General features: G+C 58.3%; 32 protein-coding genes and 2 tRNA genes. 3 read left to right on the top strand and 31 right to left on the bottom strand.

Annotation, left to right across the window (positions count from 1 at the left end):
- Window positions 1-9: 9 nt before the first annotated feature.
- The 11 genes from JNJ66_01290 to JNJ66_01240 all read right to left on the bottom strand — a co-directional run bounded on the left by JNJ66_01290 (window position 10) and on the right by JNJ66_01240 (window position 5,290).
- Window positions 10-549, bottom strand: coding sequence for an AAA family ATPase (locus tag JNJ66_01290; GenBank protein ID MBL8159068.1), 540 nt, complete (start codon window positions 547-549; stop codon window positions 10-12).
- 7 nt (window positions 550-556) lie between these two features.
- A complete protein-coding gene (locus JNJ66_01285; protein ID MBL8159067.1) occupies window positions 557-979 on the bottom strand; it encodes a hypothetical protein in 423 nt (140 codons plus the stop codon).
- Entirely contained in the window at window positions 972-1,616 is a 645-nt protein-coding gene (locus JNJ66_01280) for a hypothetical protein (GenBank protein MBL8159066.1), read from the bottom strand. The genes JNJ66_01285 and JNJ66_01280 overlap by 8 nt, the downstream gene beginning before the upstream one ends.
- Window positions 1,617-1,636: 20 nt before the next feature.
- Entirely contained in the window at window positions 1,637-2,353 is a 717-nt protein-coding gene (locus JNJ66_01275; protein MBL8159065.1) for a flavodoxin family protein, read from the bottom strand.
- 55 nt (window positions 2,354-2,408) lie between these two features.
- The gene (locus JNJ66_01270; protein MBL8159064.1) at window positions 2,409-2,897 is read right to left on the bottom strand and encodes a hypothetical protein; all 489 of its coding nucleotides are present in this window, start codon (window positions 2,895-2,897) and stop codon (window positions 2,409-2,411) included.
- Complete coding sequence (locus JNJ66_01265) at window positions 2,894-3,451, bottom strand: ATP-binding protein (GenBank protein MBL8159063.1); 558 nt, start codon at window positions 3,449-3,451, stop codon at window positions 2,894-2,896. The genes JNJ66_01270 and JNJ66_01265 overlap by 4 nt, the downstream gene beginning before the upstream one ends.
- Before the next feature lie 17 nt (window positions 3,452-3,468).
- Complete coding sequence (locus JNJ66_01260) at window positions 3,469-4,017, bottom strand: alpha/beta hydrolase (GenBank protein ID MBL8159062.1); 549 nt, start codon at window positions 4,015-4,017, stop codon at window positions 3,469-3,471.
- Entirely contained in the window at window positions 4,014-4,298 is a 285-nt protein-coding gene (locus JNJ66_01255) for a DUF4287 domain-containing protein (GenBank protein MBL8159061.1), read from the bottom strand. Before JNJ66_01255 ends, JNJ66_01260 begins: the two co-directional genes overlap by 4 nt.
- A gap of 96 nt (window positions 4,299-4,394) precedes the next feature.
- Window positions 4,395-4,471, bottom strand: a tRNA-Lys gene (locus JNJ66_01250).
- A gap of 75 nt (window positions 4,472-4,546) precedes the next feature.
- On the bottom strand, window positions 4,547-4,861 hold the full coding sequence (locus JNJ66_01245) for a DUF2752 domain-containing protein (GenBank protein ID MBL8159060.1): 315 nt from the start codon (window positions 4,859-4,861) through the stop codon (window positions 4,547-4,549).
- Window positions 4,862-4,924: 63 nt separating this feature from the next.
- Window positions 4,925-5,290, bottom strand: a complete 366-nt coding sequence (locus tag JNJ66_01240) for a TM2 domain-containing protein (protein MBL8159059.1) — start codon at window positions 5,288-5,290, stop codon at window positions 4,925-4,927.
- Between the two features lie 303 nt (window positions 5,291-5,593).
- Here JNJ66_01240 and JNJ66_01235 point away from each other — a divergent pair, with 303 nt between their 5' ends.
- On the top strand, window positions 5,594-6,187 hold the full coding sequence (locus JNJ66_01235; protein ID MBL8159058.1) for a hypothetical protein: 594 nt from the start codon (window positions 5,594-5,596) through the stop codon (window positions 6,185-6,187).
- A gap of 46 nt (window positions 6,188-6,233) precedes the next feature.
- Here JNJ66_01235 and JNJ66_01230 read toward each other — a convergent pair whose 3' ends face one another.
- The 4 genes from JNJ66_01230 to JNJ66_01215 all read right to left on the bottom strand — a co-directional run bounded on the left by JNJ66_01230 (window position 6,234) and on the right by JNJ66_01215 (window position 8,637).
- Entirely contained in the window at window positions 6,234-7,133 is a 900-nt protein-coding gene (locus tag JNJ66_01230) for a mechanosensitive ion channel family protein (GenBank protein MBL8159057.1), read from the bottom strand.
- Between the two features lie 12 nt (window positions 7,134-7,145).
- Window positions 7,146-7,221: transfer RNA gene (locus JNJ66_01225), tRNA-Arg, on the bottom strand.
- Window positions 7,222-7,287: 66 nt separating this feature from the next.
- Complete coding sequence (locus tag JNJ66_01220) at window positions 7,288-7,782, bottom strand: GtrA family protein (GenBank protein ID MBL8159056.1); 495 nt, start codon at window positions 7,780-7,782, stop codon at window positions 7,288-7,290.
- Between the two features lie 3 nt (window positions 7,783-7,785).
- Entirely contained in the window at window positions 7,786-8,637 is an 852-nt protein-coding gene (locus JNJ66_01215) for a glycosyltransferase (protein MBL8159055.1), read from the bottom strand.
- A gap of 182 nt (window positions 8,638-8,819) precedes the next feature.
- On the opposite strand from JNJ66_01215, the gene JNJ66_01210 reads away from it, so the two are divergent.
- Window positions 8,820-10,109: a hypothetical protein gene (locus JNJ66_01210; GenBank protein MBL8159054.1), complete on the top strand. Its 1,290-nt coding sequence runs from the start codon at window positions 8,820-8,822 to the stop codon at window positions 10,107-10,109.
- A 64-nt stretch (window positions 10,110-10,173) separates the two neighbouring features.
- Here JNJ66_01210 and JNJ66_01205 read toward each other — a convergent pair whose 3' ends face one another.
- From JNJ66_01205 to JNJ66_01190, 4 genes are all read right to left on the bottom strand, one after another.
- Complete coding sequence (locus JNJ66_01205) at window positions 10,174-11,433, bottom strand: glycoside hydrolase family 6 protein (GenBank protein MBL8159053.1); 1,260 nt, start codon at window positions 11,431-11,433, stop codon at window positions 10,174-10,176.
- Window positions 11,434-11,690: 257 nt separating this feature from the next.
- On the bottom strand, window positions 11,691-12,416 hold the full coding sequence (locus tag JNJ66_01200; GenBank protein ID MBL8159052.1) for a hypothetical protein: 726 nt from the start codon (window positions 12,414-12,416) through the stop codon (window positions 11,691-11,693).
- A gap of 42 nt (window positions 12,417-12,458) precedes the next feature.
- The gene (locus JNJ66_01195) at window positions 12,459-13,193 is read right to left on the bottom strand and encodes a glycosyltransferase family 2 protein (GenBank protein MBL8159051.1); all 735 of its coding nucleotides are present in this window, start codon (window positions 13,191-13,193) and stop codon (window positions 12,459-12,461) included.
- 6 nt (window positions 13,194-13,199) lie between these two features.
- Window positions 13,200-13,673, bottom strand: coding sequence for a hypothetical protein (locus tag JNJ66_01190; GenBank protein ID MBL8159050.1), 474 nt, complete (start codon window positions 13,671-13,673; stop codon window positions 13,200-13,202).
- A gap of 79 nt (window positions 13,674-13,752) precedes the next feature.
- On the opposite strand from JNJ66_01190, the gene JNJ66_01185 reads away from it, so the two are divergent.
- Window positions 13,753-14,664: a diacylglycerol kinase gene (locus tag JNJ66_01185; GenBank protein MBL8159049.1), complete on the top strand. Its 912-nt coding sequence runs from the start codon at window positions 13,753-13,755 to the stop codon at window positions 14,662-14,664.
- A gap of 3 nt (window positions 14,665-14,667) precedes the next feature.
- Here the strand turns inward: JNJ66_01185 and JNJ66_01180 are convergent, their stop codons facing one another.
- The 12 genes from JNJ66_01180 to JNJ66_01125 all read right to left on the bottom strand — a co-directional run bounded on the left by JNJ66_01180 (window position 14,668) and on the right by JNJ66_01125 (window position 25,296).
- The gene (locus JNJ66_01180; protein MBL8159048.1) at window positions 14,668-15,264 is read right to left on the bottom strand and encodes a hypothetical protein; all 597 of its coding nucleotides are present in this window, start codon (window positions 15,262-15,264) and stop codon (window positions 14,668-14,670) included.
- Window positions 15,265-15,370: 106 nt separating this feature from the next.
- Window positions 15,371-15,946, bottom strand: coding sequence for a hypothetical protein (locus JNJ66_01175; GenBank protein ID MBL8159047.1), 576 nt, complete (start codon window positions 15,944-15,946; stop codon window positions 15,371-15,373).
- A gap of 76 nt (window positions 15,947-16,022) precedes the next feature.
- The gene (locus JNJ66_01170; protein ID MBL8159046.1) at window positions 16,023-16,838 is read right to left on the bottom strand and encodes an ABC transporter permease subunit; all 816 of its coding nucleotides are present in this window, start codon (window positions 16,836-16,838) and stop codon (window positions 16,023-16,025) included.
- 2 nt (window positions 16,839-16,840) lie between these two features.
- Complete coding sequence (locus JNJ66_01165; GenBank protein MBL8159045.1) at window positions 16,841-17,740, bottom strand: ABC transporter ATP-binding protein; 900 nt, start codon at window positions 17,738-17,740, stop codon at window positions 16,841-16,843.
- 17 nt (window positions 17,741-17,757) lie between these two features.
- The gene (locus JNJ66_01160) at window positions 17,758-18,684 is read right to left on the bottom strand and encodes a prepilin-type N-terminal cleavage/methylation domain-containing protein (GenBank protein ID MBL8159044.1); all 927 of its coding nucleotides are present in this window, start codon (window positions 18,682-18,684) and stop codon (window positions 17,758-17,760) included.
- 36 nt (window positions 18,685-18,720) lie between these two features.
- Entirely contained in the window at window positions 18,721-19,350 is a 630-nt protein-coding gene (locus JNJ66_01155) for an NAD(P)H-binding protein (GenBank protein MBL8159043.1), read from the bottom strand.
- Window positions 19,351-19,352: 2 nt separating this feature from the next.
- Entirely contained in the window at window positions 19,353-20,294 is a 942-nt protein-coding gene (locus JNJ66_01150; protein MBL8159042.1) for a prepilin-type N-terminal cleavage/methylation domain-containing protein, read from the bottom strand.
- A 9-nt stretch (window positions 20,295-20,303) separates the two neighbouring features.
- Window positions 20,304-20,909, bottom strand: coding sequence for a hypothetical protein (locus JNJ66_01145; protein MBL8159041.1), 606 nt, complete (start codon window positions 20,907-20,909; stop codon window positions 20,304-20,306).
- 1,001 nt (window positions 20,910-21,910) lie between these two features.
- Window positions 21,911-22,273, bottom strand: a complete 363-nt coding sequence (locus JNJ66_01140) for a prepilin-type N-terminal cleavage/methylation domain-containing protein (protein ID MBL8159040.1) — start codon at window positions 22,271-22,273, stop codon at window positions 21,911-21,913.
- 36 nt (window positions 22,274-22,309) lie between these two features.
- Window positions 22,310-23,284 carry a UDP-glucose 4-epimerase GalE gene (gene galE / locus JNJ66_01135; GenBank protein ID MBL8159039.1) on the bottom strand — a complete coding sequence of 325 codons (975 nt, stop codon included), beginning with the start codon at window positions 23,282-23,284 and terminating at the stop codon, window positions 22,310-22,312.
- 1 nt (window position 23,285) lies between these two features.
- A complete protein-coding gene (locus JNJ66_01130; protein ID MBL8159038.1) occupies window positions 23,286-24,779 on the bottom strand; it encodes a fused MFS/spermidine synthase in 1,494 nt (497 codons plus the stop codon).
- Window positions 24,769-25,296, bottom strand: a complete 528-nt coding sequence (locus tag JNJ66_01125; GenBank protein MBL8159037.1) for a DUF1905 domain-containing protein — start codon at window positions 25,294-25,296, stop codon at window positions 24,769-24,771. Before JNJ66_01125 ends, JNJ66_01130 begins: the two co-directional genes overlap by 11 nt.
- Window positions 25,297-25,304: the final 8 nt, after the last annotated feature.

Below are 25,304 nucleotides of genomic sequence, written 5' to 3'. Positions count from 1 at the left end.
TAGTATACCTTACGACACTCCGAGCTGGAAGTGGTCAGCGATAAGCCTGGCTGATTCGGAAGCTGGGCGCATGGATGTATCAAGTTTTAGTATGTCGGGGTACGGCATGGAGACTTGATAACGTCCGTCTTCAAGCTGCACCCTCAGCACTTCAGCATCTTTCAGTTTGTGGAAGCGCTTTCGAGATTCACTGCCCACGCGCTCCAGCAGCGTCGCATCCGGCGCGGTCAGCTCGACGAGCCGCACGTCGCCTCCGTGTTCTTCTACAATCTTTACCACTTTCTCCATATACGCCTCATCCTCCAAATCACCAACATACACGCAAGTGAAGATAAGGTCTGTACCTAGTTCGCTGGCGTACTTAATAACTTCCAGCCGAAGCTTACTCACTAAGTTGAACCGGAGCTCATTGAAATCAGGATAGAGCTCACGGGCCAAATCCATCGTCAGATGATTATGAAATATTTTGTAACCGGTCAGTTTGGACAGCTCTTGGGCGACGGTCAGTTTACCGGAGGCTGGTGGGCCGTAGAGTACTATGAGGTTCATCATTCAATCATAACAGGTGTTGCTCGGCGTATCGGCGATGCGCTGCATGTATTTCACGCTCCATGTCGGACTGCAGGCTGCCTTCGGCATGATTGATGGCATTTGCAAGGTTCCCCGCTGCCGCGGCAAGCTGGACCACCAGTCGCATGACATCAGGCGACTCTTGGGTGTCACATTGAAAATCGATAACGATGTCATGCTGGACGCCATACGTTTTGGCGATGCCCAGCACGACCCTCAACACGTCCTGACATTCCTTGACGAGCTGCAGCTTAGCATCGGGCACCGTGGCATTGTCAGAGAAATTCATAAGCGCCTCGGCCAGCTCGCCCGTCTCTTCGCATAGCCGGGTGCCATAGGCAAAACCATGATTATGCTCAGGGAACTTACGCTCCAGGGCAGCAACGATCTGCAGCAATATGCTAGTCACGTCTGAACGCATACAGCGAGTACGAACCCCCGAACTCTTTCCACGCTCGATCAAGTTGCTCCCAGCTGACATGCTGCGACGGCCTGTTCCCATGCCCGCCATCAGGGTTATGAATGACGACCCCGTCCTCATCAAAGCCGATGACCAGGATGGAATGCCCGTCGTACCCCGGCTTGTCGTACAGGGCCATGGCGTTCACCTCTAGATGAACCAGCCAGCCGTCACGCAGGAAATGGCGGATGTCATCGGCGGTCGACTGGCGTTGCTCAAGCGGCAGGCCCTTGCCGATATATTCCTTCATCCTTGCCGCTTCCAGCTCGAGATTGCTATGACGTACTTGCCATTCGTAAGCTTCATCGTCAAGGATCGTCCGCAAGTACGCCTTTGGGTCGGCAATGAATTGCTCATGGTCAAAATCTTCGATCCAATGCGTCTGCAAACCGAGCCGTGCCATGTTCAGCATCGATAGCGCCTTCCACGTTCCCTGACCCTTTATATATCCGCAGAGCGACTCGAGTTCCTGCATTGAAAAATGGCGCTCCGGCATGAAGTAGGCGAGCACCATGCCCATGACTGCTGGGACACAGCGGTCATCAGGATTCTCGACGAATGGGACTGGCAAGAGGACGTTAGACATATCTGCCATCATTATACCGTTTAACGGTGCTCGGGATTCTCAAAATCAAACCGGCACCCCGCATCCCACTCGCTGCGCTGATTGCCGTGGGCCGGTACGCCGCCGGCATCTTTCAGCAGCCGGGCCATGTGCAGAAGGTTCCAGGTCATGAAAGTGGTGTTGCGGTTGGTGAAGTCGCTGTCGAGGCCGGCGCCATCGTCACCATAGCTGGGCCCCGGCCCGACTTCGCCGATCCAGCCGGCGTCGGCCTGGGGTGGGATGGTGAAGCCAAGGTGCTGCAGGCTATACAGCACGTTCATAGCACAGTGCTTGAGGCCGTCTTCGTTACCGGTGATCAGACAGCCGCCCACCTTGCCGTAGTAGGCATATTGCCCCTTGTCATTGAGGATGCTGGAACAGGCATACAGCCGCTCAATCAGCTTTTTCATCTGCGAGCTGTTGTCTCCCAGCCAGATAGGGCCGGCCAGCACCACGATATCCGCCGCCATGACTTTCTTATATAGTTCGGGCCAGGCATCAGTCTGCCAGCCGTGTTCACGCATGTCGGGCCAGACGCCGGTGGCGATGTCGTGGTCGACGGGGCGGATCAGCTCGGTTTTGACGCCTTGCTTTTCCATGATCTTCTGGCTGATGGCAATAAGTTTTTCGGTATGGCTGGGCGCGGGAGATTTGGTGAGGGTGGCGTTAAAGAACAATGCCGTCAGATCTTCGTAAATAGCGGTGCGTCCGTCTGCCATGATGCTATACCTCTTTTCTATCTCTATTGTATCAAAACGGCAACCCTCCGTTGTGTCAGGCGTCTTGCCGATGCGCCTGCGCGAGCATAAGCTGAAAATAGCGTCTCATATAGTCAGCCTCGCCCATGGCTTCGTACATAGCACTTATTGCTTCACTATCAAAGAGACAGAAGTCAAAGCCTCCGGCGGTAAATGCTTCCCCTTCATGCTTAGCCGAGACATCGGCCAGTACAATGGCGCTGGTTGAGCCGAAAAACCTGTCTTTCTGTTCATCTACGATGTTGTGATGATAGATAGTGAAGTATTCCAGGCCACGGATTCTGGCGAAGCCCTCAGTGTATGTCGTGGCCGCTATGGGGCCGATTCTCCCCAAGGCAAGTGGCTGCCACGGGTTGAAAGGATCTTCATCCTCGACCCTCATCGCTTGGACTGTATTGCCCTCAAGCTTTACATAGGCAATGGGATTATCACTGGCGGATCGGCATAGCCACCACTTATCATCTTGGCGCAAGAGAAAGCCAAGGCCATCGTAGTGCCGGGTCATGCTTCAATTGCCTTGTATATGCTTTCGTAGTTAATCTTGTCCAAATCCGTCGTGTCCAGCTCGATGGTCGTGCCATTGATATCGAGCGGCACATCCCTACCGTTGGCACGCACGAACCCTTCCCTGATCTGCTCAGGAGAAATAGCTTCAACGTGACCCTGGTGCCTCTCTGGAGTTCCGATGCGCGCCATGAATCGTTCAAACACTGTTTCGCCATCAGCCCAGCAGAGTATCTGCACGATGTCGCACCCGTACGCAGCCTGTGTCTTTGTGAAGCGTTCGCTGTCGATCGCTTGCTTGAAGTTGCTTTCAACGATGACGGAGTGCCCCGTCCGCAGTTCTTCTGCAACTACATAATCCATGATGCGGTGGCCGGCGGCGCTTACCTTCAAGGACCAGGCTTTGTCATCCCAACCGAGCGTGTCAAACATACGTTCCTTCAGCACATCTTTGGAGATGAGCGGGAAATGATATTTTTCTGAAAGCGTCCGGCCCAAGGTGGTTTTGCCGGTGCCTGGCATGCCGGTGATGATTATCAATAGAGTCTTATGCATAGTATCTGGTATAGCGACTACGCATCAAGATATGTCCGCTTCACGTAATCCAGTAGCTCCGGGAACGTTTCGCGCTCAATGAAGTGCTCGCCTCCTGCTACCTTGATGCGGGCCGCATCCAGCTGCTCTGCAATGAACTCAAACTGGCTTTGCGGGATATATGGGTCGTCGTCACCCCAGATGAGTGCGATCTTGTCCTGGTTGGCCTTGATGCGTTCCCACTGCCACGGCGCGTCGTAGTAACCGCTTTGCTTTTCCATTTCGTCGTCAAGGTCGGTGTAGCACGGGGACACCAGCACGGAGCCCAGAATCGTATTGCCCTCGGCATAGCGCATGGCCGCGACCGCTCCGGATGACCAGCCGATGAGGACATCATTCTCGCCGGCCTGCACGTGGTCTTTAAGGAATGGCAGCCAGTATTCGCTGCGGGCAATGATAGAATCCGGCATAGTCTCGAAGAATGTTTCCACACCAAGTTTCTCGAGTTCCTGCTTGAGCCATGGCGCCCAGGCGAACGACCAATGAGTGGTGCCTTTGCCGTGGATGAAGATGAATCGGGGTGTCATGAGCGTTTCTCCAAACCATCCAGCCGCAGCGTATTACTTTCGTCGGCGTGCACACCGCCGGACTTGACGTGTTTGTCGCTTATTACTGCGCCATGCTTGATGACATGCACGAGCGCCATCGCGTGGCCATGGCCGAGCGCATGCTCCTCTTTGAGCCAGGTGACGATTTCTCCCGATTTCGTATCCGGCCCGAAGCCTTTGACTTGCGCCAGGGCGATAAATTCAGCCGGGGTTTTACCAGTGTTCTTTTCGATGTTGTCTAGGTAGGCTTGGAATGACATAGGTTCTCCTTGTAGCTATTATAGCAAAGGAGTTGCGCTCAAGCCCTTCCTGTCTCCAGCCAAGAAAAACGCCCCACTTGCGTGAGGCATTTTTCTTGGAGGGCCAGGAGAGACTTGAACTCTCGACACCCTGCTTAAGAGGCAGGTGCTCTAACCAGCTGAGCTACTGGCCCGTATGCGTAACTTGAACGCGATGCGTTCTAACAGAGAGACTATAGCAGTTTTTGCCACGTTTGAAAAGGGCTATTTTACTTTTTGGCCGGGTATGGCCTGTGTCTGGCACGCCACTGCTGAAAGACGCGGCCAGCGTCGAAGGCCAGCATCGGCAGGCCGATGGCCAGCACCAGAAAAATTAACGGGTTGCGCTGCCAGGCTCCCGCAACGTCGCCGTGCAGCAACAAGTGATAGGCACGCGTCAGCCCGATGGAGGGCGACGGGATACCTAAGGCCTGCCAGATCGAAAGATGCGCCAACCACTCATACGGCGCCAGCAGTACTGCCACGCTCAACACCGTAAATACCATGAGACGGCCGCGCGGCGACTGCAGCCCCAAGGCCTCCATGAGGATGCGTTGGGATCGGGCAGTGCCGGTACGGCCGTCTGACATGACGCTTATTCAGCGAGATTAGTATGGCATGACTTCGTCAGAGTCGTAGTCGCTGCTCTCCAGCTGGCTGTTCATTTCCTGCTGCATGGCGTTGTTGAGCTGGCTGGTGAGGGTGGCTGAGGAGACGATACCACCGATGGTCTGCAGGACGAACCAGGCACCAATGATAATCAACACCGTCTTGAAATGCTTTTCACGGTTAGCCAGTGGCCGGCCGGCGGCATCTTTGAGAGAGCCGGTGAGAATCAAAATGAGGTCAATCAAAGCCCAGATACCGCAACCACCAAGAGTCAGAAGCTTCAATACGCCAAGGCCGGTGTAGCCCAGGTAAAAACGGTCAACACCGAATACACCCACGAAGGCAGACAGCAGCGAAGCCGCCATAAAATCTTTGCCTTCGCCAGGAGCGGCAGGTGCGCCCGGAGCAGCCGGCGCCGGTGCAGGAGCTGGTGCGTTTACTGGTTGGTAATTGTTGTTGGGTTGCTGACTTTCCATATTTATCCTTACGTTATTGTCTTCAATATAATGCTTTTTAGTAAAAGTGTAAATTTAAACACAGGCTTTTTAAAAAATGCTTGGATAAGACTCCCCTATGTTGAGTCGCGCAGTATTTTTTGCCCCGACGGAATAATGATTATATAATTACCCGGTGCATCACCCCAACCCCGAGAGGATGTGAACCGAACCGTGCTAGCACGCTTACTGCCCGGCCTGGCCCTGGTTCTCGCCCTGGCCCTCGCGGCCTGTGGCGGCGGCTCCGAGGCCTCCGGCACGGCCAGCGCGACGCCCGGACCCCCTGCGGTGACAGCCACTATGGTTGACGCCAGCAAGGAGCTGACGGTCGTCGCCAAGGCGGTCGTCGACACCCGCGGCACCAGCGGCTGCGACGAGCAGGCCCGCCCCGGCGACTGCTACCTGCCGGCCTACCCGCGGCCGGCCTTCACCGGCACGCCGCTCAACCTGAGCAACTCCCCAGGCTCGACTTGTGCCAAGCCCAGCCATGCCGGTGCGGGCGACGCCAGCCAGCAGGGATGCTGGCCGCAGCCGGACGAGGTGGTGGAGCTGGTCTGCAGCACCACCACGATCACCACCGAGGGCACCGACACCTGGCACGGCTTCGTCGTGCCGGACCAGCCGGACAAGCTGCTCAGTCCGCAGGCCACCCCCTCCTACAGCGTGGCGGGCCAGCCTGGCGCGCAGGTGGGATTCAACAAGTCACTCTTCCTGAGGGTGATCGAGGGGAACGCCAACGCGCTCCCGGAGTGCCCGGCGGCGGCATGAGCACACGGGGTGGGCGGAGGCTGCAAGCCCTCGCCCACCCCGATTTTCATTTGACGCCGATTGCCCGCCGGAAGCTCTTTTCGGCTGCCGAGTCGGCGTACCGCGCGATAGGCTTGCGGATAAGCACCTTGCCGTCAAACAGCTTGGCATCGAGCGTCTTGAGCGAATCGATGAAGTAATCTTCCATCAGCCATTCGCGGCCAGGCAAGGTCTTGGCGCGGACGGTAATCAGCCAGATGTCATCAGCCCACTTCTCCTTGCGCAGGATGCGCGGGGCGCGGGCCACGGTCATAGAGCCGACGGGAATCGAAGCGATGACCTTACCAATCAGCGCCTCGCCCGTCTCGTCGCTGTCCACAAAGACGTCCACCTCAATGGCCCGCAAGCCGCCCGGCGTCACTTTGACGCTTTGCATGTACTGGTTGTGCATCCAGTTGACCTCGCCGTTGAGGCTGCGGATCTTGGTGGATCGCAAGGTGATGCGTTCGACGACACCGCTGGCATCCAGGAAGGGCTCCACGCGGATGTAATCACCCACATCGAACCAGCGCTCCATGATCATGACCGCTCCGGCGGTGATGTCGCGCAGCACGATGCCGATGGTCGCACCGGCGATGACGATGAAGAAGGCGCTGGCTCCGATGGCCGCTGACGAGACACTGGCTGCCGGACTCAGCTCCTGCCAGACATAGAAGGCGACGATACCGACGATTGACGCCCGTACCACCGCGATGGCCACGCTCAGATGCGTTTCCAGGCGGCGCAGATGGAGCCGTTTGGCCTCGTCGGTCTGAGCATCGGATTTCTTAGCCGTAAAACGGGCCACCCTTACAATTAATTGCGCCACGAAGTGACTCAGCAGATAGGCGGCACCAATCGATCCCAGCAGGAGGAGCAGCGACTTGAAGGCATGCGGCTGGTAGATGAATTCGATGATAGATTCCATAAAAAATAAACCTGGTACACCCGGCAAGATTCGAACTTGCGACACCTGGTTCCGAAGACCAGTGCTCTATCCACTGAGCTACGGGTGCATAGTAGCCGGCTGCGGGTTGCGCCGGTGATTCGCTGGCAATTATAGCATAGATGGCAGGTCAGCCCTACCGCTTGGGAGGAGCTTCGGGCTTCCTGCCAGTAAACACCGCCTTCTTGTACAACACGAAATTCCAGCTTGCCGAGAAGACGGTGGCAATCAGTTTTGCCGTGTTCAGCACCGCCGCATCATGCGAGATGCCATTGATGCCGAGCGCCAGCAACAGGCCGTGCGCCACGTCGCCAGGCAACGTGAAGGCGTGGGTGAACACCCAGATGACCAGCGTCTGGATGACATACAGGCCAGTAGCTGTGATGGCGATAAAACGGATGACCGTCTCTGTGCGGCTGCGGTCGCTGGTGGCGCCGGCAAAGACAAAATTCTTATTAAGCAGAAAACTGACCGCCTGGGCGACCGTGGTCGAGACAAGATTGGCCGGAATCGGCGGCAGATGCAATACGAACCGGCAAAAGTTAAGTACGGCAAAATCAAGTACCGTGTTGAGTATACCGACCAGTCCGAATGATCCCAGCTGTTTGGCCAGCCGCTGTCGTGATGCCATACGTTATTGCTCCTTGTCCGCCTGACTGCGCCCCCGCCCGCTCATCGGGCCGTAGGCATTCGTCATGAAATAATACCGCACCCGCAGCAAATCGTAAAAGGTTTTGGCCGAGGCATGCAGCGCCTGGACGGGCCCGCGGTCCAGGCCGCCACCGCCCTTTACCTCGCGCCAGTCGGCTATATGCATCTGCCCCATAGAGCAGCCCAGCCGCTTGGCGAGGGCCAAGATTTCCATATCGAAGCCCCACGAGAGTATCCGCTGCTTTGTAAATATCTGCTCCGCCGCCCCGCGACGAAAGCCTTTGAAACCGCACTGCGAATCTTTGACGCCAGGCAGCAGGATCGCCCGTACCAGCACATTGCCGAACAGCGAAATGAACTTGCGATGACCGGAGTGGATGGTGCTGATAGTACGTTCGCCGCTGACTACGTCGTATGTATCCAGCAGGCGGTTCATCTCTGCCAGGTGATGCAGGGGTGTCGCCAGGTCGGCATCCATGTAGACGCGCTTTTCTCCGCGGGCAGCCAGCATGGCCAGCCTGACATTGCGGCCTTTGTCGGCCGGGCGGCCGTTGTCCAGCACTGTGAAGTAATCAAAGAGATGGGCTTTAGCCCGGGACAGGCCGATGGTATCGTCCGAACTCTTGCCAACCGACACGATGACCTCCGTATGCCTCAGGCCGGCCCGCCGCAGATACGCCGCCAACTCCTCCAGTGAATTGCCGATGGTGCGCGCCTCATTGTAGGCAGGGATGATAATGGTCAAAGGAATACTGCCCTGTTTTGGGCGATTGACATCACGCCGAGTGGTCTGCCGCTGCTGCCGTGTCACGCTGAAACTGTCCTTCCGTCGCATTACTGGTCGCTGTTACTTACTTTCGTGCCCGTGTTTATGTTCTGAGCATACTCCCGCTTACACTAATGATACCTCATCAGCGCCCCCTCGCCATACCACCGCCAGCCGTTACTCCCGACCGACCGCGAGCATTACCGGTTTGACAGGTGTCCACCTCTGTAATAAGCTGGAAGGAATTCACCATGGGCAAGTCTAAGCATAAACGCAAGCAACACCACCAGGCGGCAGGACAGACACAGCCGGAGCCTACCTCTCCCTCCCGGCCGACTGCCGACACAAGTTTCTACGCCAAGGCCATCGGCCTCACCTGCCTGTTGGTGGCGCTGCTGACCATCGGCATCATCTCCTATACCCAGGGCCTGCGGGATGATACACCCCTGAATTTTGCCGACGAGCCGGTATTGGCCTCTATGTGGAATACCCACAAAGAAAAATACTGGGAAAAGGACACCGGCCGGACGCTCGACAACCAGCAGAACAACCTTACCACTTCCGAAGGCCAAAGCTACACCATGCTCCGTGCCGTCTGGATGGATGACCGGCCGACGTTTGACAAAGCCTGGGCCTGGACCAAGCAGCAGCTGCAACATCAGGACGACAAGCTGTTCGCCTGGCGCTGGGGCCAGAAACCCGACGGCAGCTACGGCATCCTTACCGAACAAGGCGGCCAGAATGCCGCCGCTGACGCCGATATCGACATCGCTCTGGCACTGTTGATGGCTGAGAATAAGTGGCAATCTTCAGGCTACCGGCAGGAGGCGCTCCCGATCATCGAGGGCATCTGGAACGAAGAAGTCATGGAGATTGCCGGACGGCTCTACCTGCTGGGCAATGACCTTGAGAAGACCGCGGACAAGCCGACCGTCATCGTCAATCCATCGTACTATGCCCCGTACGCGTTCCGTGCCTTCGCTCTCGTCGATTCCGAGCACGATTGGTCGCGCCTGGTCGGCGACGGCTACGCCCTGTTGACCGCCGCCTCCAGCCAGCCGCTCGGCCCGGGCCGCAGTGCGAACCTGCCGCCGGACTGGGTATTGGTGAACAAAACCACCGGCAAACTTTCCGCCCCTACCCAGCCAGGCCTGACCACCAACTTCAGCTACGATGCCATGCGGACTGTCTGGCGCGTCGCCCTCGATTACGAATGGCACCGTGACCGCCGTGCCAAAACGCTCATCAGCCGGTTCTCACACCTGGCCAGCGTCTATCAGCGCGATGACGCAATCTACTCCACTTACTCCCACGACGGCAGCGTCAAGATCCGCGACGAAGTACCGGCGATGTACGGCGCCACGCTGGGCTACTTTGCCATCAAGCATCCGGAGCTGGCCGAGTCTATCTACACCGTTAAGCTCAGGCGGCCCTACACCGAAGGAGAACGCACCGTCAGCTACTACAGCGACAGCTGGGCCTGGTTCGGCATGGCGCTAGTCAACAATCTGCTGCCCAATCTGACAGGTACTGGAAAGTAATCATTGCCACGAAAAAAGACCCGGCAGGTCACGTGACTGCCGGGTCTTTTTTAAGGCCATACTTTTAGCTATTGCGGATCAGGCTCTGCGCATAGTCAGGCCACCACTGTCCGGCGCTTGGGCCGCCGTTACAAGTACCGTCGGATTCGCCGGGCACCTTGATCCATAGGTAGGCATCGACATACTGCTGGCCGGTGCTGGTGGTCGGACGGGTGCCCAGTGCACGGCCGGCCGGGTTGCACCATTCACCGTCCGGAGCGGCACCGTTGCCGTTGCGGCTGGTATCAATCACGTAGCGCTTGCCAATCTGCTTGGCCAACTGGTCGCCATACTGCTGCGAGACAGAGTTGCTGATGAAGTTGGAAACGTTCAGCGCGAAGCCGTCGGCCATCGCCACGTTGGCCGAGCGCAGGCGGGAAGCCATGGTCGAAGCGCCAATCCAGGTGGCATTGCCGGCATCGATATACACCGAAGCCTTGGTCTGGGTCTTGAGCTTGTTGACGGCATCGGCGATCAGCTCCAGGCGTGCGCGCTGGCCAGCTGCGTCCAGGCATGAGATGCCAGCGAGTGCATCCGGTTCCAGAATGACATAGGCTTTGCGCTGGCCGATGCCGTTGACGAAGCTTTGCATCCAGCTTTTGTAAGCATCGGCTTCGGCCGCACCGCCTGCGGAATAGCTGCCGCAGTCGCGGATGGGGATGTTGTAGGCCACCAGTACCGGGGCGGCCCCGGCAGCGGTTGCTTTTGTAACGGCATCGTTGACGGCGTTGGTAACATTACCGCTCCATTCACCGAACCAGGTCGAAAGCGGCTGGCTGGCGATTTCCGGGAAATATCCTTTTGCTGCGATTGCCGGGTCGACGAACAGCGCCGGACGGCCGATTGACGGCTGCGTCGGCACCATCTGCCGTGGCACCACGATCGGCTCCTTGGTAGTGTTGGTACTGGACGGCACGGATGTCGGCTGCGTGACGTTCTGAGTCGTCATCGGCTGCGGTACCGGCTCCGGCTTTGGCTCGGCAGCCGTCTGCTCCGGCGCCGGCGCACTCTTGCTCTCTGTCGCCACCGGCTGGGCAGCCATCTGTTGTGTCCTGACCGGACGGACCGTCGCCGGTGCATCGGCCGAGATCGGACTCTCTACGATTCTCAACGTCTCCTGTCCGTCGACCGTACTGTAGACGATCGCACCGATACGCGCCTCATTGCGCTCCGGCGTCTGGCTGGCCAGGGTCCCCCACAGACCGGCCACGGCGAAGACTGCCGTGGCACTGGCGGCTAACTGCCATTTGAAACGGACGTAAAATTTTTGCTTTGGTATACGCATATACTTGCCCTAACTCCTCAACTATAGCATAAGTGTATTTCGGCCCACCCCTAAAAGCCTTGCTTTCGATAAACAAGCACACTTATTTAATAATGGTTTTAAAGTTTTTACAGTGTTTGATGTACAACTGTTCCAATCAATGATGCAAGCTGTATCCTCGCACAATGGCTCCCTCAGCCATCAGGGCTTCAGCATGATGCCGACCCTAACACAGTTCCCCTGCATGCTATCTATCATATCACGCACTAAAACGAATTTTAATCAATTCTGTAAAAATGACTTTCCATAAGCTTTTTATAAGGATTCCAAATCTCCTTGGCCTTTTTGTGAGATAAGGTTGAGAACTTGATGAGAATGACCATGAGCATGCTCAGTCCGGTCAGCAGCAAGGCTGCCAATAACTGATAGCCCAGGCCGTGCCCGGCATCCATGACCGCCACAAAGAAGGCGGTAATCGAGAATAGCACAAGCATAATGACCCACTCATTGCTGTACACCCGGTTGGCCCGCTGCATTGTAAAATTTGTCCTGTTGATCTGATTGGCCACCAGCTTTTCCAGCAGCTTGTCAATGTCATCCTTATGGCTGCCCTTGTACTCGATGCAGAACGAAATCAGCCGCTCATACAGCTTTTCGCTGGCTTCCGGACTGCGGTGCTTCACCAGTGAGTCCACATAATCAATGAACATGCCCTGGATACTGTTGCGGAGCGTCTTTGGCAGCGGCTTAACCAGCAGCACCATAGCAAAGATGGCGTTTGCCTCCAGCCGCACGATCCTATGCAGCTCCTCGATACGCGCTTTCTGCGTACTCAGGATGGGTGCGATGTAAAAACCGTACAGGAACGAGTTGACCGAGAACAAGGTCAGCGCGCCGGGGTCGAACTTGGTATTCGGCAGCAGCACCTCGATGACGACCGCCAGGCTGAAGATGATGATAAAGTACTGCGACAGGCGCACGTCGTGCAGCAGGAATTGTTTCATGTTGCTCATGATTATAGCGGTGTGCGCAGTTGCACACAACCGTCAACCGCGAGGGCGGCGGGACCGACGCTCCATATACAGCCGCCACGGCGCCTGCTGCGGCCAATGCAGGAAAATCGAACGGAACCCACGCCGGTAGCGCCGCATCATCTGCCGCATTGACCGCAGAGGCCTGATGGAAATGAAGTTGGCCATGCCATGGTCATGGACGATAGCCCCGAGCGGCAACAGGTGGTATGAAAGGTCGATATCGTCATGGATCTCCGGCACGTCCAGATGCACCGTCTCTCTGACCGCCCGCCAGGCCTCCGCCCGCAGCGCAAAGTTGGAGCCAAAGATCGGCGGTGTCATCAGTGCCGCCCCCACCAGTTTGAAATACGCCGACATATACCAGAAGTCTGCCAGGCGGTTATGCAGCCTGCCGCCATCATAAAAACGGCCCGGACCGCTGAAGGCGACCGCATCCGGCCGCTTGCGCGCCAACTGCTCAATCTTCGCCAGCCAGTCCGGCGGGAACCGGGCATCAGCATCCGTCCCTATCAGCAGCTCACCGCGTGCCGCAGCAAAGCCCGCCGCCCGGGCCGGCCAGATGCCCTGCACGGGCTGCGTCACGATATGTGCGCCAAACCGGCGCGCCCGGTCGGCCGTATCGTCACTGCAGTTGTTGTCGACGACGATAATCTCATCCGCAGGCCGCGTCTGCGCCCGTAGCGACGCCAGGCAGTCCTCGATCTGCCCGGCCTCATTGTAGACCGGGATGACGACGCTCAGCCGCATACGCTGCTAGTTGGCATGGTTGGAAATAAGCTCACCGATATACGTATCGATAGGGTCATCAATCGGCATATCTAGCTTGCAGAGCGTGTAAGTCTTACCCGGATATCGCTGCGGAAATGCCACGCTCAGATCCAACCCGTCGGCATATGACTGACAGTACGCCTGTTTGCGCTCCTTGTACGTCGGGATCTTCGTCTCGGCCACCAGGCGCTTCAGCTTGCTGACTTCATCGGGGCTGAGCCGGCTCATGCCGATGAAGGTTCCGTCCTCATAGATGGCGTGCTCGGAGTGGCAGGTCTGCCCGCCTGCGCACATCCCACCGGTATACGAGATCACCATCAGCGGCGTCTCGCCCCGCTTGGCCAGCCGTGGCGCCTCGCGGGCGTAAAGCACAGCCAGCGCGCAGCCGACAGCCAGCACGGCCAACGCCAGCCCCATGATCACCAGCCGCCGCCGATTGCCCATTGTTGTCTTTTTCATATGCGCATAGTAGCACTTAACGGTATAGTATGGTAGCGCTTAACCGTACGGTAAGTGTAGACTTGTATAAAGGATTACCATGAGACACCCCTATTCGACAATTGCCATCATCTACAACCCCAAAAGCACCGGCGACAGTAAGCAGATGGCCTACGGCCTGCGCAAGATACTGCGGCGGGACGAGGGCATCACCATGCCCGTCGACTGCATCCCCACCAAATACGCCGGTCATGCCGAGGTGCTGGCCGAAAAGCTGGCCAGCAAGCACGAGCGTCCGCTCATCATATCGTCCAGTGGCGACGGCGGCTACAACGAAGTGGTCAACGGCATCATGAACGCCATCAATAAGAAACAGGCCCGCCACCCTATCGCCGCCGTACTGCCCGCGGGCAATGCCAATGACCACAGCCGCACCTTGCAGGACGACCCGCTCCACAAAGCCATCCTGTCAGGCCGCGTCACTAAGATCGACCTGCTGCGGGTCGACATCACCAGCGAGGATACCGCCGCCCAGGCCGGCCTCACCCGCTACGCCCACTCCTACGCCGGCGTCGGCATCACGCCGGTGGTAGCCGCCGAGCTCAACCGCCATACGCTCAACGCCTTCAACCAGCTCGGCTTCGTCATCAAGACCTTCTGGAAGTACCGGCCGTTCAAAATTCTCCGCCGCGGCCGCACCGTCCGCCTTGACAGCCTATTATTCATGAATATCAACCAGATGGCCAAGATCTTTAAGCTGGCACCGGACCTGACGCCGGATGACGGCCAGTTCGATGTGGTGCATCTCCCCCACAAGCACAAGTTCCAACTCCTCAAGATGATCATCACTGCTGCCACCATCGGCCTTAGCACCACCACCCAGCAGACCGAATACGAATTTACCGCCCTCAAAAAGATGCCGATGCAGCTGGACGGCGAGCTCGTCATCATCAAGGGCGGCAGCCATGTCAGAATCACGTCTGCCCACAAGGCGCTGACAACAATAATTTAAAGCCTACCGGCCCTGCAGCGCATCCAGCAGCACACACTGCGCCACAAGCGTCTGCCAGCCCACCTGGCTGATGAGGCCATCGTCAAAAGTATCGAGCCGGTAGTGGTCGCGCAGCAGCGTCGTCTTGGTGTACCTGGCCTGGATGGTGGCCGCCCCTGGCGCATAAAAGACAAAGTGATACTTGAAGAAGAATGGCAGGTCCCCAACAATTGGCACCATATCCCAGACACGGCGCAGCACGGCCAGGCCGGCATTTTCCTCGGTGACGGTACTGATGACGTTGTCCTGTACATCAAGCATCTCCCAGGTGCTGCGGAACAGCGATGCCTTGAAGGCCTTGCGCACCCGCCCGAGCTCATTATCCTGGGCATCACGCACGATGAACTTGCCGTGAAAATCAATCACCTTCTCTGCCTTGACCTTGAAGGCGAGGGTGGTCTTTGCCTCGTCGGCATAAAAGAGGATCTCTTCCTTGAACGCCAGCCGCTTCTGCTGTGCAAGACAGATCAGCCCGCCCTTCTGCCCGTCCGGTCCGACGGCGTAGATGCTGTATTTGTTGACGAATGCGGTGAGCTTCTGCTCGACGATGAAAGATGTCATATCCCTATCCTACCACCAAATCGGGGCACACATGAAGAAGGGCCCTTCCGCACGCGGACGTACCGCGTACAGAAGGGCCCCATGGCCGGTGACCGGATGCGACGGCTCAGCGATCCACCACCTCCTGCTTCCTGTCGGCATCGTGGAGCAGATGATGCGTCACCAGCAGCTGGGCCGTGGCGCGTGCCTGCATCCCCAGCAGCGTCTCCGCCTCGGCGACGCAGATGCGGCTTGGCCTCCCGCAGTAGATGTGCGCCAGTTCGGCCGTCATCTCCAGGTACTGGCCGATGATCGCCCGGCAGTCATCGTCGTCCCCGTACTGAGCAAGCGGCGGCGCACCGCACTCCCTCAGCAGCTGGAACCGGACGTCACTGACGCGGATCGCCCGCATGGTGTTGTCGGGCCGTAGCCACAGGTAGACGACGGACACGTAGAACACCACGATACCCATCACCAACCCGACAAGCGAGCCGGCAGCCGCCCGGTCCAGGAACAGACCGCCCAGCACCGCACCGGCCCCGACCATGCTGCCGCACAGGAGACCCATGCGGACCAGGCAGGCCGTATTGCTGTCGGCCAGGTAGCCGTCCTGCAGGTGGCGGATGTTCCGCCGGGTGCGGGCGTTACACTCGCCCGGCACCCAGAAATCATCGCCGCCCGTCCGGGCGCTGCGAACATACATAGAAAAGCCTCACACAGTGTCGTTGGAGTGTGACCCTTCTATTATACCACATATTTACAAAAAATGCAATAAAAAATCAGATATAAATGTCTTTCCGGCGGAATAGCAGCCAGCCCAGCAGCACGAATAACAGCGTGAAGCCAACAAGATACAGTGCGCGCTCGCCGTTAAGGACATACTCATCGCGCAATGTCGCCACGTCGAGGTAGTGGAACAGCGAGACCGACTGCAGCCACTGCGGCAGCTCGGCAATGGCGCCCAGCGCATTGATAAAGTAGCTGGCAACCGCGATGGCCGCCCCGACCGCGAGTGACCGCCCGCCGTTCATCAGTGTTCCCACCAGTTGTCCCAGTGTGGCGAAGGTAATGAACAAGAGCGTCGTACCGGTGAAGGTCCAGAAGAAATAACCCTCGGAAATAATATCCTGGCCCGTGAGCAGGGTATCAAAGATAAGCCAGGCGATGCCGCCGACCAGTGCGCCCGCCATCGCCAGGAACAGGCAGTTCACCAGCCACTGCACGATGTAGATGTCGCCGCGCGGCAGCGGGCGGGTCAGGAAATTGGCGATGGTGCCGTTCTCTATGCGCTTACCGATGGCGCCGACGCCGAGCGCGAACGCAAAGATGGTGCCTGCCAGCATATAGACGAACAGGAACTGGCCGGAGAGGAAGTTTTCGATGCTGGTCAGATAGGCGGACGGGTTGATGTTCAGCGCGCCGTACAACTCCTTGGGGAGCGATTCAAAGACCTTGGCCGTCTCCTCGGCGTCATCACTGAGTGAATTGAAGACGCTGGAGAACAGGAGCAACAGCAAAGACCAGACGATGGTCCAGATGGCCAGCGATCCAAGTTTCAAACGGAACTGTTGGGCGAGCAAGGTAAGGCTGTACATGATTACCGGTAATTCTCCTTGAACGTCTCTTCCAGCGTCGGGCGTTCGATGTAAAAGTTGTAGAACTTGTGGCGGGTCAGCAGTTCGATCATCTCCTTGTAGTGCGCAGTATGGATGACGGCCTCGCTGCCGGCCTCTTCGGTGACACGGATCTTCAGCTTACGGATGGCCGCCAGCAGCTCCTTTGGCGGGGCAAGCAGGCGGAAGGCGCGCTCGGCTTTATCCAGGATATGGTCGGTAGTATCAGACAGGATGACCCGTCCGGCTTTGATCATGACGATACGGTCGCAGATGGCCTGCACTTCGCCCAGGTCGTGTGACGAGAGCAGGACGGCGCCGCCGTTATCGGCCATCTGCTTCACCATGGCCATGAAGCGGCTGCGGATCAGCGGATCCAGGCCGGATGTCGGTTCGTCCATGATGAGCAGGTCGGGTTCGTGCATCAGGGCGTTGATGATGCCCACCTTCTTCTTATTCCCCAGACTCAGTTTCTTGACCTTCTTATCAACGTCCAGTTCCAGCTCCTGGCTCATGCGGCGCCAGTTCTGACTGCAATCCAGGCCCAGCAGCTCCTGGCTGCGGCGGAAAACCTGGGCAGCCGTCAGGTCCGGCTCGATGGTCGGTTCGGAAAGCAGGATGCCGATGCGGGACATCAGGTGATGGATGGAGCCGGTGTCGGCCATTTCACCCAGGACGGCGAAGTGGCCGCGGTCGGGGTTGATGAAGCCGGTCAGAATGTTGATGGTCGTGCTCTTGCCGGCGCCGTTCGGCCCGACGAAACCGACGATCTCACCCTTATGGACCGTCAGGTTGACATCAAATATGCCGCGGCCGTTGCCAAAGTCCTTGGTGATATCGTTGGCGTCGAGGCGGGTGAGGATGCCGTGTTCGTGGGCAGTCATTGGGTGGTCCTTTTTCATTATTGTGCCATACCGCTTGAGGTTGATGCGTGGGCGGTGCCGCCCCAGGTCCAGCCGGCGGTGCTGCCATCGGCATAGTTATAGGTGTTGGTGCCTTCGGTAATGATGACGCCGTCAACATCCACATAGTCACTGGTGGTGCCGGGGCCGTTCGTGTAGACCGTCACGCGCATCCAGTTCGCGCCGGCGGGTGCGGTGGCGGTGCCGCTGATGCGCGTCCAGTTGGAGGTCATCGGGACGCTCGCCTGCACCGGGCTGACACTGATGATGCTGAATGAGCCGCTCATCCATTCGATGCTGACATCACGTGGTGACGTGACGTTGGAGCGTGCATGGAGCGTCAGCCGGTATGTCCGGCCGGGCTGCACAAAGGCGGCGTCCCACCAAGGACCGCCCTGCCCGGTGGTATTGGTCCGGGTAGCTCTGACAAAACTGGTGCCAGCATAGGCGCCGCCCGACGGAAAGCCATAGGTGGCGTTGTAGGCATTGACACCGCCAGCCACTTCAAAGCTGGGCCGGGTAGCCAGATTGGTGATGACCGTCGGGCCGCCTGCGTTATGCCCGAAGCAGCCGCCCTGCTTGGGAGCGCGCTCGCTGCTGGAGATGGTGAACATCTGATTGCCGTTTTCACCGGTCAGGCAGTACGTGTTGGCGGCGCTGTCATATGCGTACTGATAGGTCGTATTGGGGCTGGCTGGCAACCCGGCCGCAGTGGCAGGATACGCCCCTGTCTCGGTATTGGTCTTTTCCAGCTGCTTGGCGGAGGCCTTGAGGTCGGACTGTACACTGGCCGCCCTGGCCTGGTCCTGCGCCCGCGAGAATGCCCCGATCGCCAGCACCGCAAGGATGCCGATGACCACGATGACGATCAGTAGCTCAACGATAGTAAAGCCAGAACGATGATGAGGGTGCGATAGTGCCGACATGATTATGCTTAATTATGCGCGCAAAGAATGGTGGGGTCAATTCCTCGCAATGAAGGGCGCCGCCCGCAGCTCCGCCTGGCTCTGGACCAGCTCAACCATGCTGGTGGCCACCGATTGGCGGTGAATAGTCTGCCAGGGCATCGGCCGCCGTCGTGACAGTACGAACCGGCCGGCATCACCCTGTTCGTTCATGACCGGCGACCGGACGACCGTCCAGGCAAGGCCGCTCGCCTGCAGCAGCCGGATGTGTTGCTCGCCATCAGCCAGCACCTTACCCGCCACCAGGCCAAGCAGCGGATGGCTGAGGCGATGCACTATTCCAAGCGTGTCGCCCGGCGCCCGGGCATCGGCACCGGTCAGTGAGACTATCCGCGAGAGACCATGTTCCTGCATGGCGGGAATGATAGCCTGCATGCCCGCACCGAGGACGTCCTTGCGCGGTGTCCCCCAGCTGCCAAGTGCGCTGATGACCGCGTCCGCCTGGCGGATGGCAGCCGCCACTTCATCGGGCCGGTATATATCGCCCTGCACGACCGTCAACTTGCTGTTTTGCGCCAAGGATGATGCGGAGTGCACGAAAGCAACCACCCCCAGGCCCTGCTCCAGCGCCCGGCGCACCACCAGCCGCCCCACCCGCCCGTTCGCACCAAAGATGACGACCCGCATTCCTACTGCGCCGGTCCGGTTGCGGTTGAGAGATTGGTCGTGCCGTTCCAGATCCAGCCGGAAGTATTGCCGTCGGCGTATGCCGAGAGGCTGGTGCCCTCGTGGACCATCAGTCCATCGACTTCCACCCAGTCGCCCGGCGCCCAGGAAGTAGAGGTGGAGTAGATGACAAAGGTGAACGATTCCATAGTGGCGATGACCGGCACCGAGAGCGTGAGCCGCGTCCAGGTGTTAGCCGCCAGCGCGACATTGCTGCTGTTGAGCGTACCGATGTTCGTGCCGCCGCTGTTGCGGCGCTCGGCACCGATGTAATATGACATCGGCTTGCTGACCCGGATCCAGACGCTGGCCATGTAGTTGGTCTGGGCGGGGTCGGTATCGATCTGGACATACGGGCCGACATTACTCAGTGTGGCCGTTCCCGTAAAGTCGCGGCGGTAGACCCGGCTGCCAAATGCTGTGGTCGTGCTGGGTGTCGAGTAGGTCGAGGCGACGGCACCGTTGTTGCCAAAACCGGCCGACGTATTGGCCTCAAGGCTGGGATTGGTGACCAGGTTGGTAATCGGCGGCACGCCGCCTACCCCATGCCCCGGGCACGCACCGCTGACGGGGGTGCGGTTATCGCTGGTAACGCGGTAGGTCGAGCTGCCATTGGCCCCTGTCAGACAGAAGGTATCGGCGGTCGCATTATAGGCGTATTGGTAGCTGGTATTCGGGCTGGCAGGCAGGCCGGCGGATGTGGCCGGATAAGTGCCAGAGTCCGCCTTGGCCTGCTCCAGCTGCTTGGCGGAAGCCTTGAGGTCGGACTGTACCGTGGCGGTACGCGCCTGATCCTGGGCACGGCTGAAAGCGCCGATGGCAATCACCGCCAGGATGCCGATGATGACGATGACGATAAGCAGCTCAACGATAGTAAAACCAGTCTGTCGTGCGCCAAGGCGCATACGTATCTCCTATTGCAGTAGTGTGGCCGATTGGAGCGCCGTCATCAGCTGCGACGAGAGCTCCTGTTGTTTACGCTTGCTGACATCCGGGTTGCCGCAGGCCGCTTGCGGTTTTGTGTAGGTAAGGTAGTGGTCGCCGAGCTGCTTGATAGAATCCCCTACCTGTTGTTTATGGGCAATGACATGCTCTTTGCTTTCGTCGGCCCGGCCGGAGCTTTTCTTGAGGACGCCAAGTGCGCCACCCTCTGCCGCACATTGGTCATCCAACTTCAGCATAGTCTCACTTGAGAGGTAGGCATACACTGTCTCGGTGCCGTGCTCATCTGTCTGCCGGTCGATAGAATACGTCAGGTCTTTGAGACCGCCTGGCACTGACAGCTTGACGTTAAGCTCAGGAATTCTGACGGTACCCTTCGAACCTGCCACTATTTTGGTGTTCTCATCATCAATCTCAGCACTCAGCGTTGCCTCAGCCTCGGCTTGACTGTCATTAGCCCGCCAGACATACCAGCCGGTATAGCTGGCAAAAATCAGTACAAGCGCAATCAGGATCAGCTCAAAATCACCGATGCGCCGCTTGGACGAGGCGTGCTTCTTGGTGTTTTTCTTTTTCATAGGAGCTCCTATTAGTTCTAGGATAAGCATAGACTTTTTCACATCCTCCTGCAAGTGATATCCACAGGCAGCGCAACAGCCTGTTCGCCGCTTGGGTGATTGACATATTTGACAATACTATTAAAATATTAACTCATGTTCGAACCTCTCCCGCAGCAAGAGGCAGCCTCGCTGCGCCGCCGACAGCTTGATGCCGCCGGCTCACACCGCCAGCGCTACCTTGACACCCCCGCCGACACCGAGCCCAGTGCGGGGATGCTCATGTGGTATGAAGATGCTATCAGTACCTGTGACCGCGGCTCTTTCCATCTGACCGCCGGTTCATGCGCCATCGAGGCGGCACTGCATCCCGACCCGGAGCTGACCCTGGAGGATCGTCACGCCCTGCTCGACAGTGCCCGTGCGCGCCTGGGCAGAGCCTTCAAACTGGAGGCCACCACCAATAACGACATCGCCGAGCGGGCGCGCTGGGAAATCTCACAGCTCCCCACATATGAAGCAATCATCGGCAGCCTACACGGCGAAGCGCCGGCACCGGATTTTCTCGAGCGGCAGGAAAAGATGTTCCATGCCTACTTCAACCATCTGTTGAGCCGCTGGCCGCACGAGACACTGGATGGAGTAGCGCTCGAAAGCCTTTGTTCGTATTTCCTGCACCGCAGCAACGCCCTTTTTCCCGATCAGCAGCCATTATACTCGGTACAGGCCGCGTACCGCGAAGATCATCATGCCGACGAGGGGCGGCGTGTCGATGTCACCGTCTTCGACCCGGTCGATGGCTTACGGTATGGCATCCAGGTCAAGGGCGGCAAAGGCAGCAATCCTTACGCCGACAGCCCCATCAAACACCGCATCTTCATGAAACACGCCCGCAAACTGCTTTGCCTGCCCTATACCAACAATGCCCTGCGCAGGACGCTGATTGCCATCGTCAATAATAAGACTGAGTTCCGAAAAGACCTTGATACTATCGCCGCCGACCACCGCGCCAGGATTATGGGCTATATGATGCTGCCGGTGTTGAGCTTTGCCGACGAGTTGGTGACGTTTCTGGTGACATTGCCGTTGGTGGCCTGCAGGCAAAAACCGGGCGTTCCGGCATTAGTGCTTTCCAGAATGTAACTGGTGCCTGGACTGATGGGTAAAGAGCTGGGATCGGTCGGATATACGCCATTCTCGGCATACGCCGCCGCCAGCTTGGACCGGGCGTTGCGGAGGTCGCTCTCTACCGAGGCGGTGCGGGCACGGTCCTGAGCGCCGCTAAAAGAGGTGATAGCCACCACTGCCAGAATGCCCAGCACGACGATGACTATCAAAAGTTCAACAATGGTAAAACCGCTGCGTAATGTTAGTTTTTGACGCATAGTACCGCTTATTATGCGGCACAAGCATGATGGGGGTCAATGCCGGCCGTCGACCTGCTGCTGTGTATAAAATTTCCAGGCATCGCCGATTATCTCTTCCAGGCCCGCCTTTTCCGGCTGCCAACCCAGGACGTCCCGCGCCTTCTGGCTGGAGGCAATCAGCACGGCCGGATCGCCGGCGCGCCGCGGTGCGACAGCCACTGGCAGCTGCCGGCCGGTCACTTTTTCGACCGCCGCCACCACCTGCCGGTTTGAAAAACCGTTACCATTGCCGAGGTTGAAGATATCGTGCTTCCCTGGAGTCAGGGCGCCAAGCGCCAGGATGTGCGCCTTGGCCAGGTCGGACACGTGGATGTAATCACGCACGCAGGTGCCATCTTCGGTCGGATAGTCGTCGCCAAACAGCATGAAGCCGTCACGCTTGCCGGTAATGGCCTCGAACGCAAGCGGTATGATATGCGTTTCGGGGTCGTGGCGCTCGCCGCACAGGCCATATGCCCCGGCGACATTGAAAAATCGCAGGCTGATGGCAGCCAATCCGTGGGCGATGCATTCGCTGGTGATAGCCATATCGGTCGCCAGCTTGGTCATGCCGTAGGTGTTCGTCGGGTTCTTTTCGGACTCTTCGGTAATCGGCGTTTCTTTTGGATTGCCATATACCGCCGCCGTCGATGAGAAGATAAGCTTACGGATACCAAGCTCACGCATCGCGTCCAGCAGCCGCAGCGTCCCGACCGTGTTATTGTGCCAGTATTTTTCCGGCACCTGCATTGATTCGCCGGCGGACAGGTGGGCGGCCAGGTGCAGGACCGCCTCGATACCATCGTCCTTGGTGATATAGTGCTGTAGCTGCGCGATGTCGCCTTCAATCAGGCGTACCTGTGCCGGAAGAAAGATGCGGGCAGAGTTGGCGACAAGGTCAAGGACTACCACTTCATGGCCCGCTTCAACAAGTTGGGTGGCGACGGTACTGCCGATATAGCCGGCGCCGCCAGTGACTAAAATTTTCATATCACTGACTATACCGCTCAACCGGCGCAAAGTCATCATGCATCACCAGACGATCAGATGCCCTGAACGGCAGCTTCGTCATGCGCATATGGTCAAGCTCCACGTGCGCGCGCAGCCGCTCGGCCAACCGGGACTCCGTCCGCGGATCATCCGAGGCTACGATCATCATGTTCTGCGTACTGCTCTGACCGTCCATCGGCGCCACCTGATAGACGCCGACATGCTTGAATGTCGCTGCAAAGGTACTGTAGGCCGCCTGGACCAGCTGCTTACCGTGACCTTCAGGCGAGCCAAGGACGTTGGCCGCCACCACCCCATCCGTCTCCAGCGAGCGGTGCATCTCCTGTACGGCCTGGCGCGTCATCAGCTGGAACGGTGGCACTATCGCATTGAAGGCGTCCAAAAATATGGTCGAGTAGGCAGTCTGGTTCTTGTTGAGGAACTGCCGGCCGTCTGCCGGGATGACGCTGAGATTGCCCGTCGGCTCGAAGTTGAAATGACGCCGGCTGATATCGGCCAGCTTGCCATCGATCTCCACCACGTCGACGTGCGACTTGGGATACTTCCGGGCCAGATGCTCAGGAAAGGTAAATGCACCGCCACCGATGATCAGGTGCCGCCTGGCATCCGGCTTCACCTCGGATATATACGAAAAATTCTGCACATACGGCATAACCAGTTCTTTGCTGCCGTCCGTCCTGACACCGGATTGCACCCCCTGGCTATCAGATTGCAGCACCCGCACGTCATGCTGGTAGAACGGCACGTCCCTGATGATGATGCGGGCATATGCCGTATCCTCCTCGTGTTTGAAGCCGCTCACCTTGGGCGTCGTCGGGAAGAAGCCGGGTAGCACCACTATCGTCAAAACGGCCAGCCGCACCCATAGCAACCGGCGGCGCACCAACAGGAAAGAAGCGAGCACCAGGGTGATACTCAGCAAGGTCAGCATGCGCGGTGTGCCGATGAGTTCAAACAGCACGTAGCCCGTCAGGAAGGTGCCGGCAATCGAGCCGATGGTGCTGGCGGCATCGATGCGCGACACTTTCTGGCCGCTGGAGCCAAGATCGGTAATGTTGAGCTTGGTAAGGTATGGCATGATGGCACCCATGCAGACCGTCGGCACCACAAATAGCAGCATGCTCGCCCAGAACGCCTGCGTCTGCAACGACGAGAACCAGGCAGTGACGGAGCTAAGCATCGTATCCTTGGATAGATTGACGATGGCGATGCAGGCCGCCGCCCCGAGCAATAGCCAGACAATATGCTCAATACGTTTATAGCGGTCCGCCAGCACGCCGCCAATGGCGTAGCCCGCCGCCAATGCACCCATGATGACGCCGATGATACTGGTCCAGGTGTAGATTGAGGCGCCGAGATACGGCGCCACGATACGTGAAGCCGTCAGCTCGAAGGCCAGGATGGTCATGCCCACCAGGAAGGCGACCACCTCCAGACGCCAATCGCGGACGAATCCCAAGCTTTTACTGAGCAAGAAGTACCCCGTTGCTTGATACCTCCGGCACACAGCACATACTTTGATTGAAACAGCACGGCCGGCGCTCGCCTGCCCGCAGCTTGGACGCTGCCACTTGGATGCGGCGCGCCCGGGTCTGCGCCTGTTTAGTGGAGCCGATCCAGCGCAGCCATTCCCAGCGGGCCTTGGGGGTTAATGATTGCCAGAGCGCTTGGAGGTCGGCATTGTTTGCCAGCAAAGAAGAAAAGTCTCCCGGCACAGCAGGTTCCGGCCACTCCTTGGTGGCCTCAAGTGTCAGCGTGGCCGTGTCTCCGGCCGCTACGCCCGCAGCCGCCTGCAACTCGGCTTCAACTTTGAACCAATGCCCGCCGTCGCCATCCGGCTCAAGCGGAGACTGGAACACGGCGCCGTTCATAGTGCCATTAACCATGACCTGACCACGGGACGGCAGCTGGTCGCTGATATCCTGCGGCAGCCTGATGATGGTCCAGTCACCGATGGTGGTAAGTGCGGCGGCAAAGTTGAGTGCAGTCATAATAATCC

Source organism: Candidatus Saccharibacteria bacterium (genome assembly GCA_016789455.1).
GTDB lineage: Bacteria > Patescibacteriota > Saccharimonadia > Saccharimonadales > Saccharimonadaceae > CAIJKY01.
The sequence above is the reverse complement of the archived record's forward strand: the minus strand, read 5'-3'. Positions and strand labels throughout refer to the sequence as shown.

Excerpts from the sequence above, each read along its gene's own strand:
- JNJ66_01160 (MBL8159044.1), bottom strand. The coding sequence starts at position 18,684 with ATGTCGGCACTATCGCACCCTCATCATCGTTCTGGCTTTACTATCGTT.
- JNJ66_01190 (MBL8159050.1), bottom strand. The coding sequence starts at position 13,673 with ATGAAAAAGACAACAATGGGCAATCGGCGGCGGCTGGTGATCATGGGG.
- JNJ66_01150 (MBL8159042.1), bottom strand. The coding sequence starts at position 20,294 with ATGCGCCTTGGCGCACGACAGACTGGTTTTACTATCGTTGAGCTGCTT.
- JNJ66_01255 (MBL8159061.1), bottom strand. The coding sequence starts at position 4,298 with ATGTCATTCCAAGCCTACCTAGACAACATCGAAAAGAACACTGGTAAA.
- JNJ66_01280 (MBL8159066.1), bottom strand. The coding sequence starts at position 1,616 with ATGTCTAACGTCCTCTTGCCAGTCCCATTCGTCGAGAATCCTGATGAC.
- JNJ66_01240 (MBL8159059.1), bottom strand. The coding sequence starts at position 5,290 with ATGGCGGCTTCGCTGCTGTCTGCCTTCGTGGGTGTATTCGGTGTTGAC.
- JNJ66_01185 (MBL8159049.1), top strand. The coding sequence starts at position 13,753 with ATGAGACACCCCTATTCGACAATTGCCATCATCTACAACCCCAAAAGC.
- JNJ66_01220 (MBL8159056.1), bottom strand. The coding sequence starts at position 7,782 with ATGGCATCACGACAGCGGCTGGCCAAACAGCTGGGATCATTCGGACTG.
- galE (MBL8159039.1), bottom strand. The coding sequence starts at position 23,284 with ATGAAAATTTTAGTCACTGGCGGCGCCGGCTATATCGGCAGTACCGTC.
- JNJ66_01155 (MBL8159043.1), bottom strand. The coding sequence starts at position 19,350 with ATGCGGGTCGTCATCTTTGGTGCGAACGGGCGGGTGGGGCGGCTGGTG.
- JNJ66_01165 (MBL8159045.1), bottom strand. The coding sequence starts at position 17,740 with ATGACTGCCCACGAACACGGCATCCTCACCCGCCTCGACGCCAACGAT.
- JNJ66_01125 (MBL8159037.1), bottom strand. The coding sequence starts at position 25,296 with ATGACTGCACTCAACTTTGCCGCCGCACTTACCACCATCGGTGACTGG.
- JNJ66_01140 (MBL8159040.1), bottom strand. The coding sequence starts at position 22,273 with ATGCGTCAAAAACTAACATTACGCAGCGGTTTTACCATTGTTGAACTT.
- JNJ66_01275 (MBL8159065.1), bottom strand. The coding sequence starts at position 2,353 with ATGGCAGACGGACGCACCGCTATTTACGAAGATCTGACGGCATTGTTC.
- JNJ66_01170 (MBL8159046.1), bottom strand. The coding sequence starts at position 16,838 with ATGTACAGCCTTACCTTGCTCGCCCAACAGTTCCGTTTGAAACTTGGA.
- JNJ66_01175 (MBL8159047.1), bottom strand. The coding sequence starts at position 15,946 with ATGTATGTTCGCAGCGCCCGGACGGGCGGCGATGATTTCTGGGTGCCG.
- JNJ66_01195 (MBL8159051.1), bottom strand. The coding sequence starts at position 13,193 with ATGCGGCTGAGCGTCGTCATCCCGGTCTACAATGAGGCCGGGCAGATC.
- JNJ66_01215 (MBL8159055.1), bottom strand. The coding sequence starts at position 8,637 with ATGCGACGGAAGGACAGTTTCAGCGTGACACGGCAGCAGCGGCAGACC.
- JNJ66_01265 (MBL8159063.1), bottom strand. The coding sequence starts at position 3,451 with ATGCATAAGACTCTATTGATAATCATCACCGGCATGCCAGGCACCGGC.
- JNJ66_01145 (MBL8159041.1), bottom strand. The coding sequence starts at position 20,909 with ATGAAAAAGAAAAACACCAAGAAGCACGCCTCGTCCAAGCGGCGCATC.
- JNJ66_01260 (MBL8159062.1), bottom strand. The coding sequence starts at position 4,017 with ATGACACCCCGATTCATCTTCATCCACGGCAAAGGCACCACTCATTGG.
- JNJ66_01290 (MBL8159068.1), bottom strand. The coding sequence starts at position 549 with ATGAACCTCATAGTACTCTACGGCCCACCAGCCTCCGGTAAACTGACC.
- JNJ66_01205 (MBL8159053.1), bottom strand. The coding sequence starts at position 11,433 with ATGCGTATACCAAAGCAAAAATTTTACGTCCGTTTCAAATGGCAGTTA.
- JNJ66_01200 (MBL8159052.1), bottom strand. The coding sequence starts at position 12,416 with ATGAAACAATTCCTGCTGCACGACGTGCGCCTGTCGCAGTACTTTATC.
- JNJ66_01210 (MBL8159054.1), top strand. The coding sequence starts at position 8,820 with ATGGGCAAGTCTAAGCATAAACGCAAGCAACACCACCAGGCGGCAGGA.
- JNJ66_01245 (MBL8159060.1), bottom strand. The coding sequence starts at position 4,861 with ATGGAGGCCTTGGGGCTGCAGTCGCCGCGCGGCCGTCTCATGGTATTT.
- JNJ66_01270 (MBL8159064.1), bottom strand. The coding sequence starts at position 2,897 with ATGACCCGGCACTACGATGGCCTTGGCTTTCTCTTGCGCCAAGATGAT.
- JNJ66_01180 (MBL8159048.1), bottom strand. The coding sequence starts at position 15,264 with ATGACATCTTTCATCGTCGAGCAGAAGCTCACCGCATTCGTCAACAAA.
- JNJ66_01230 (MBL8159057.1), bottom strand. The coding sequence starts at position 7,133 with ATGGAATCTATCATCGAATTCATCTACCAGCCGCATGCCTTCAAGTCG.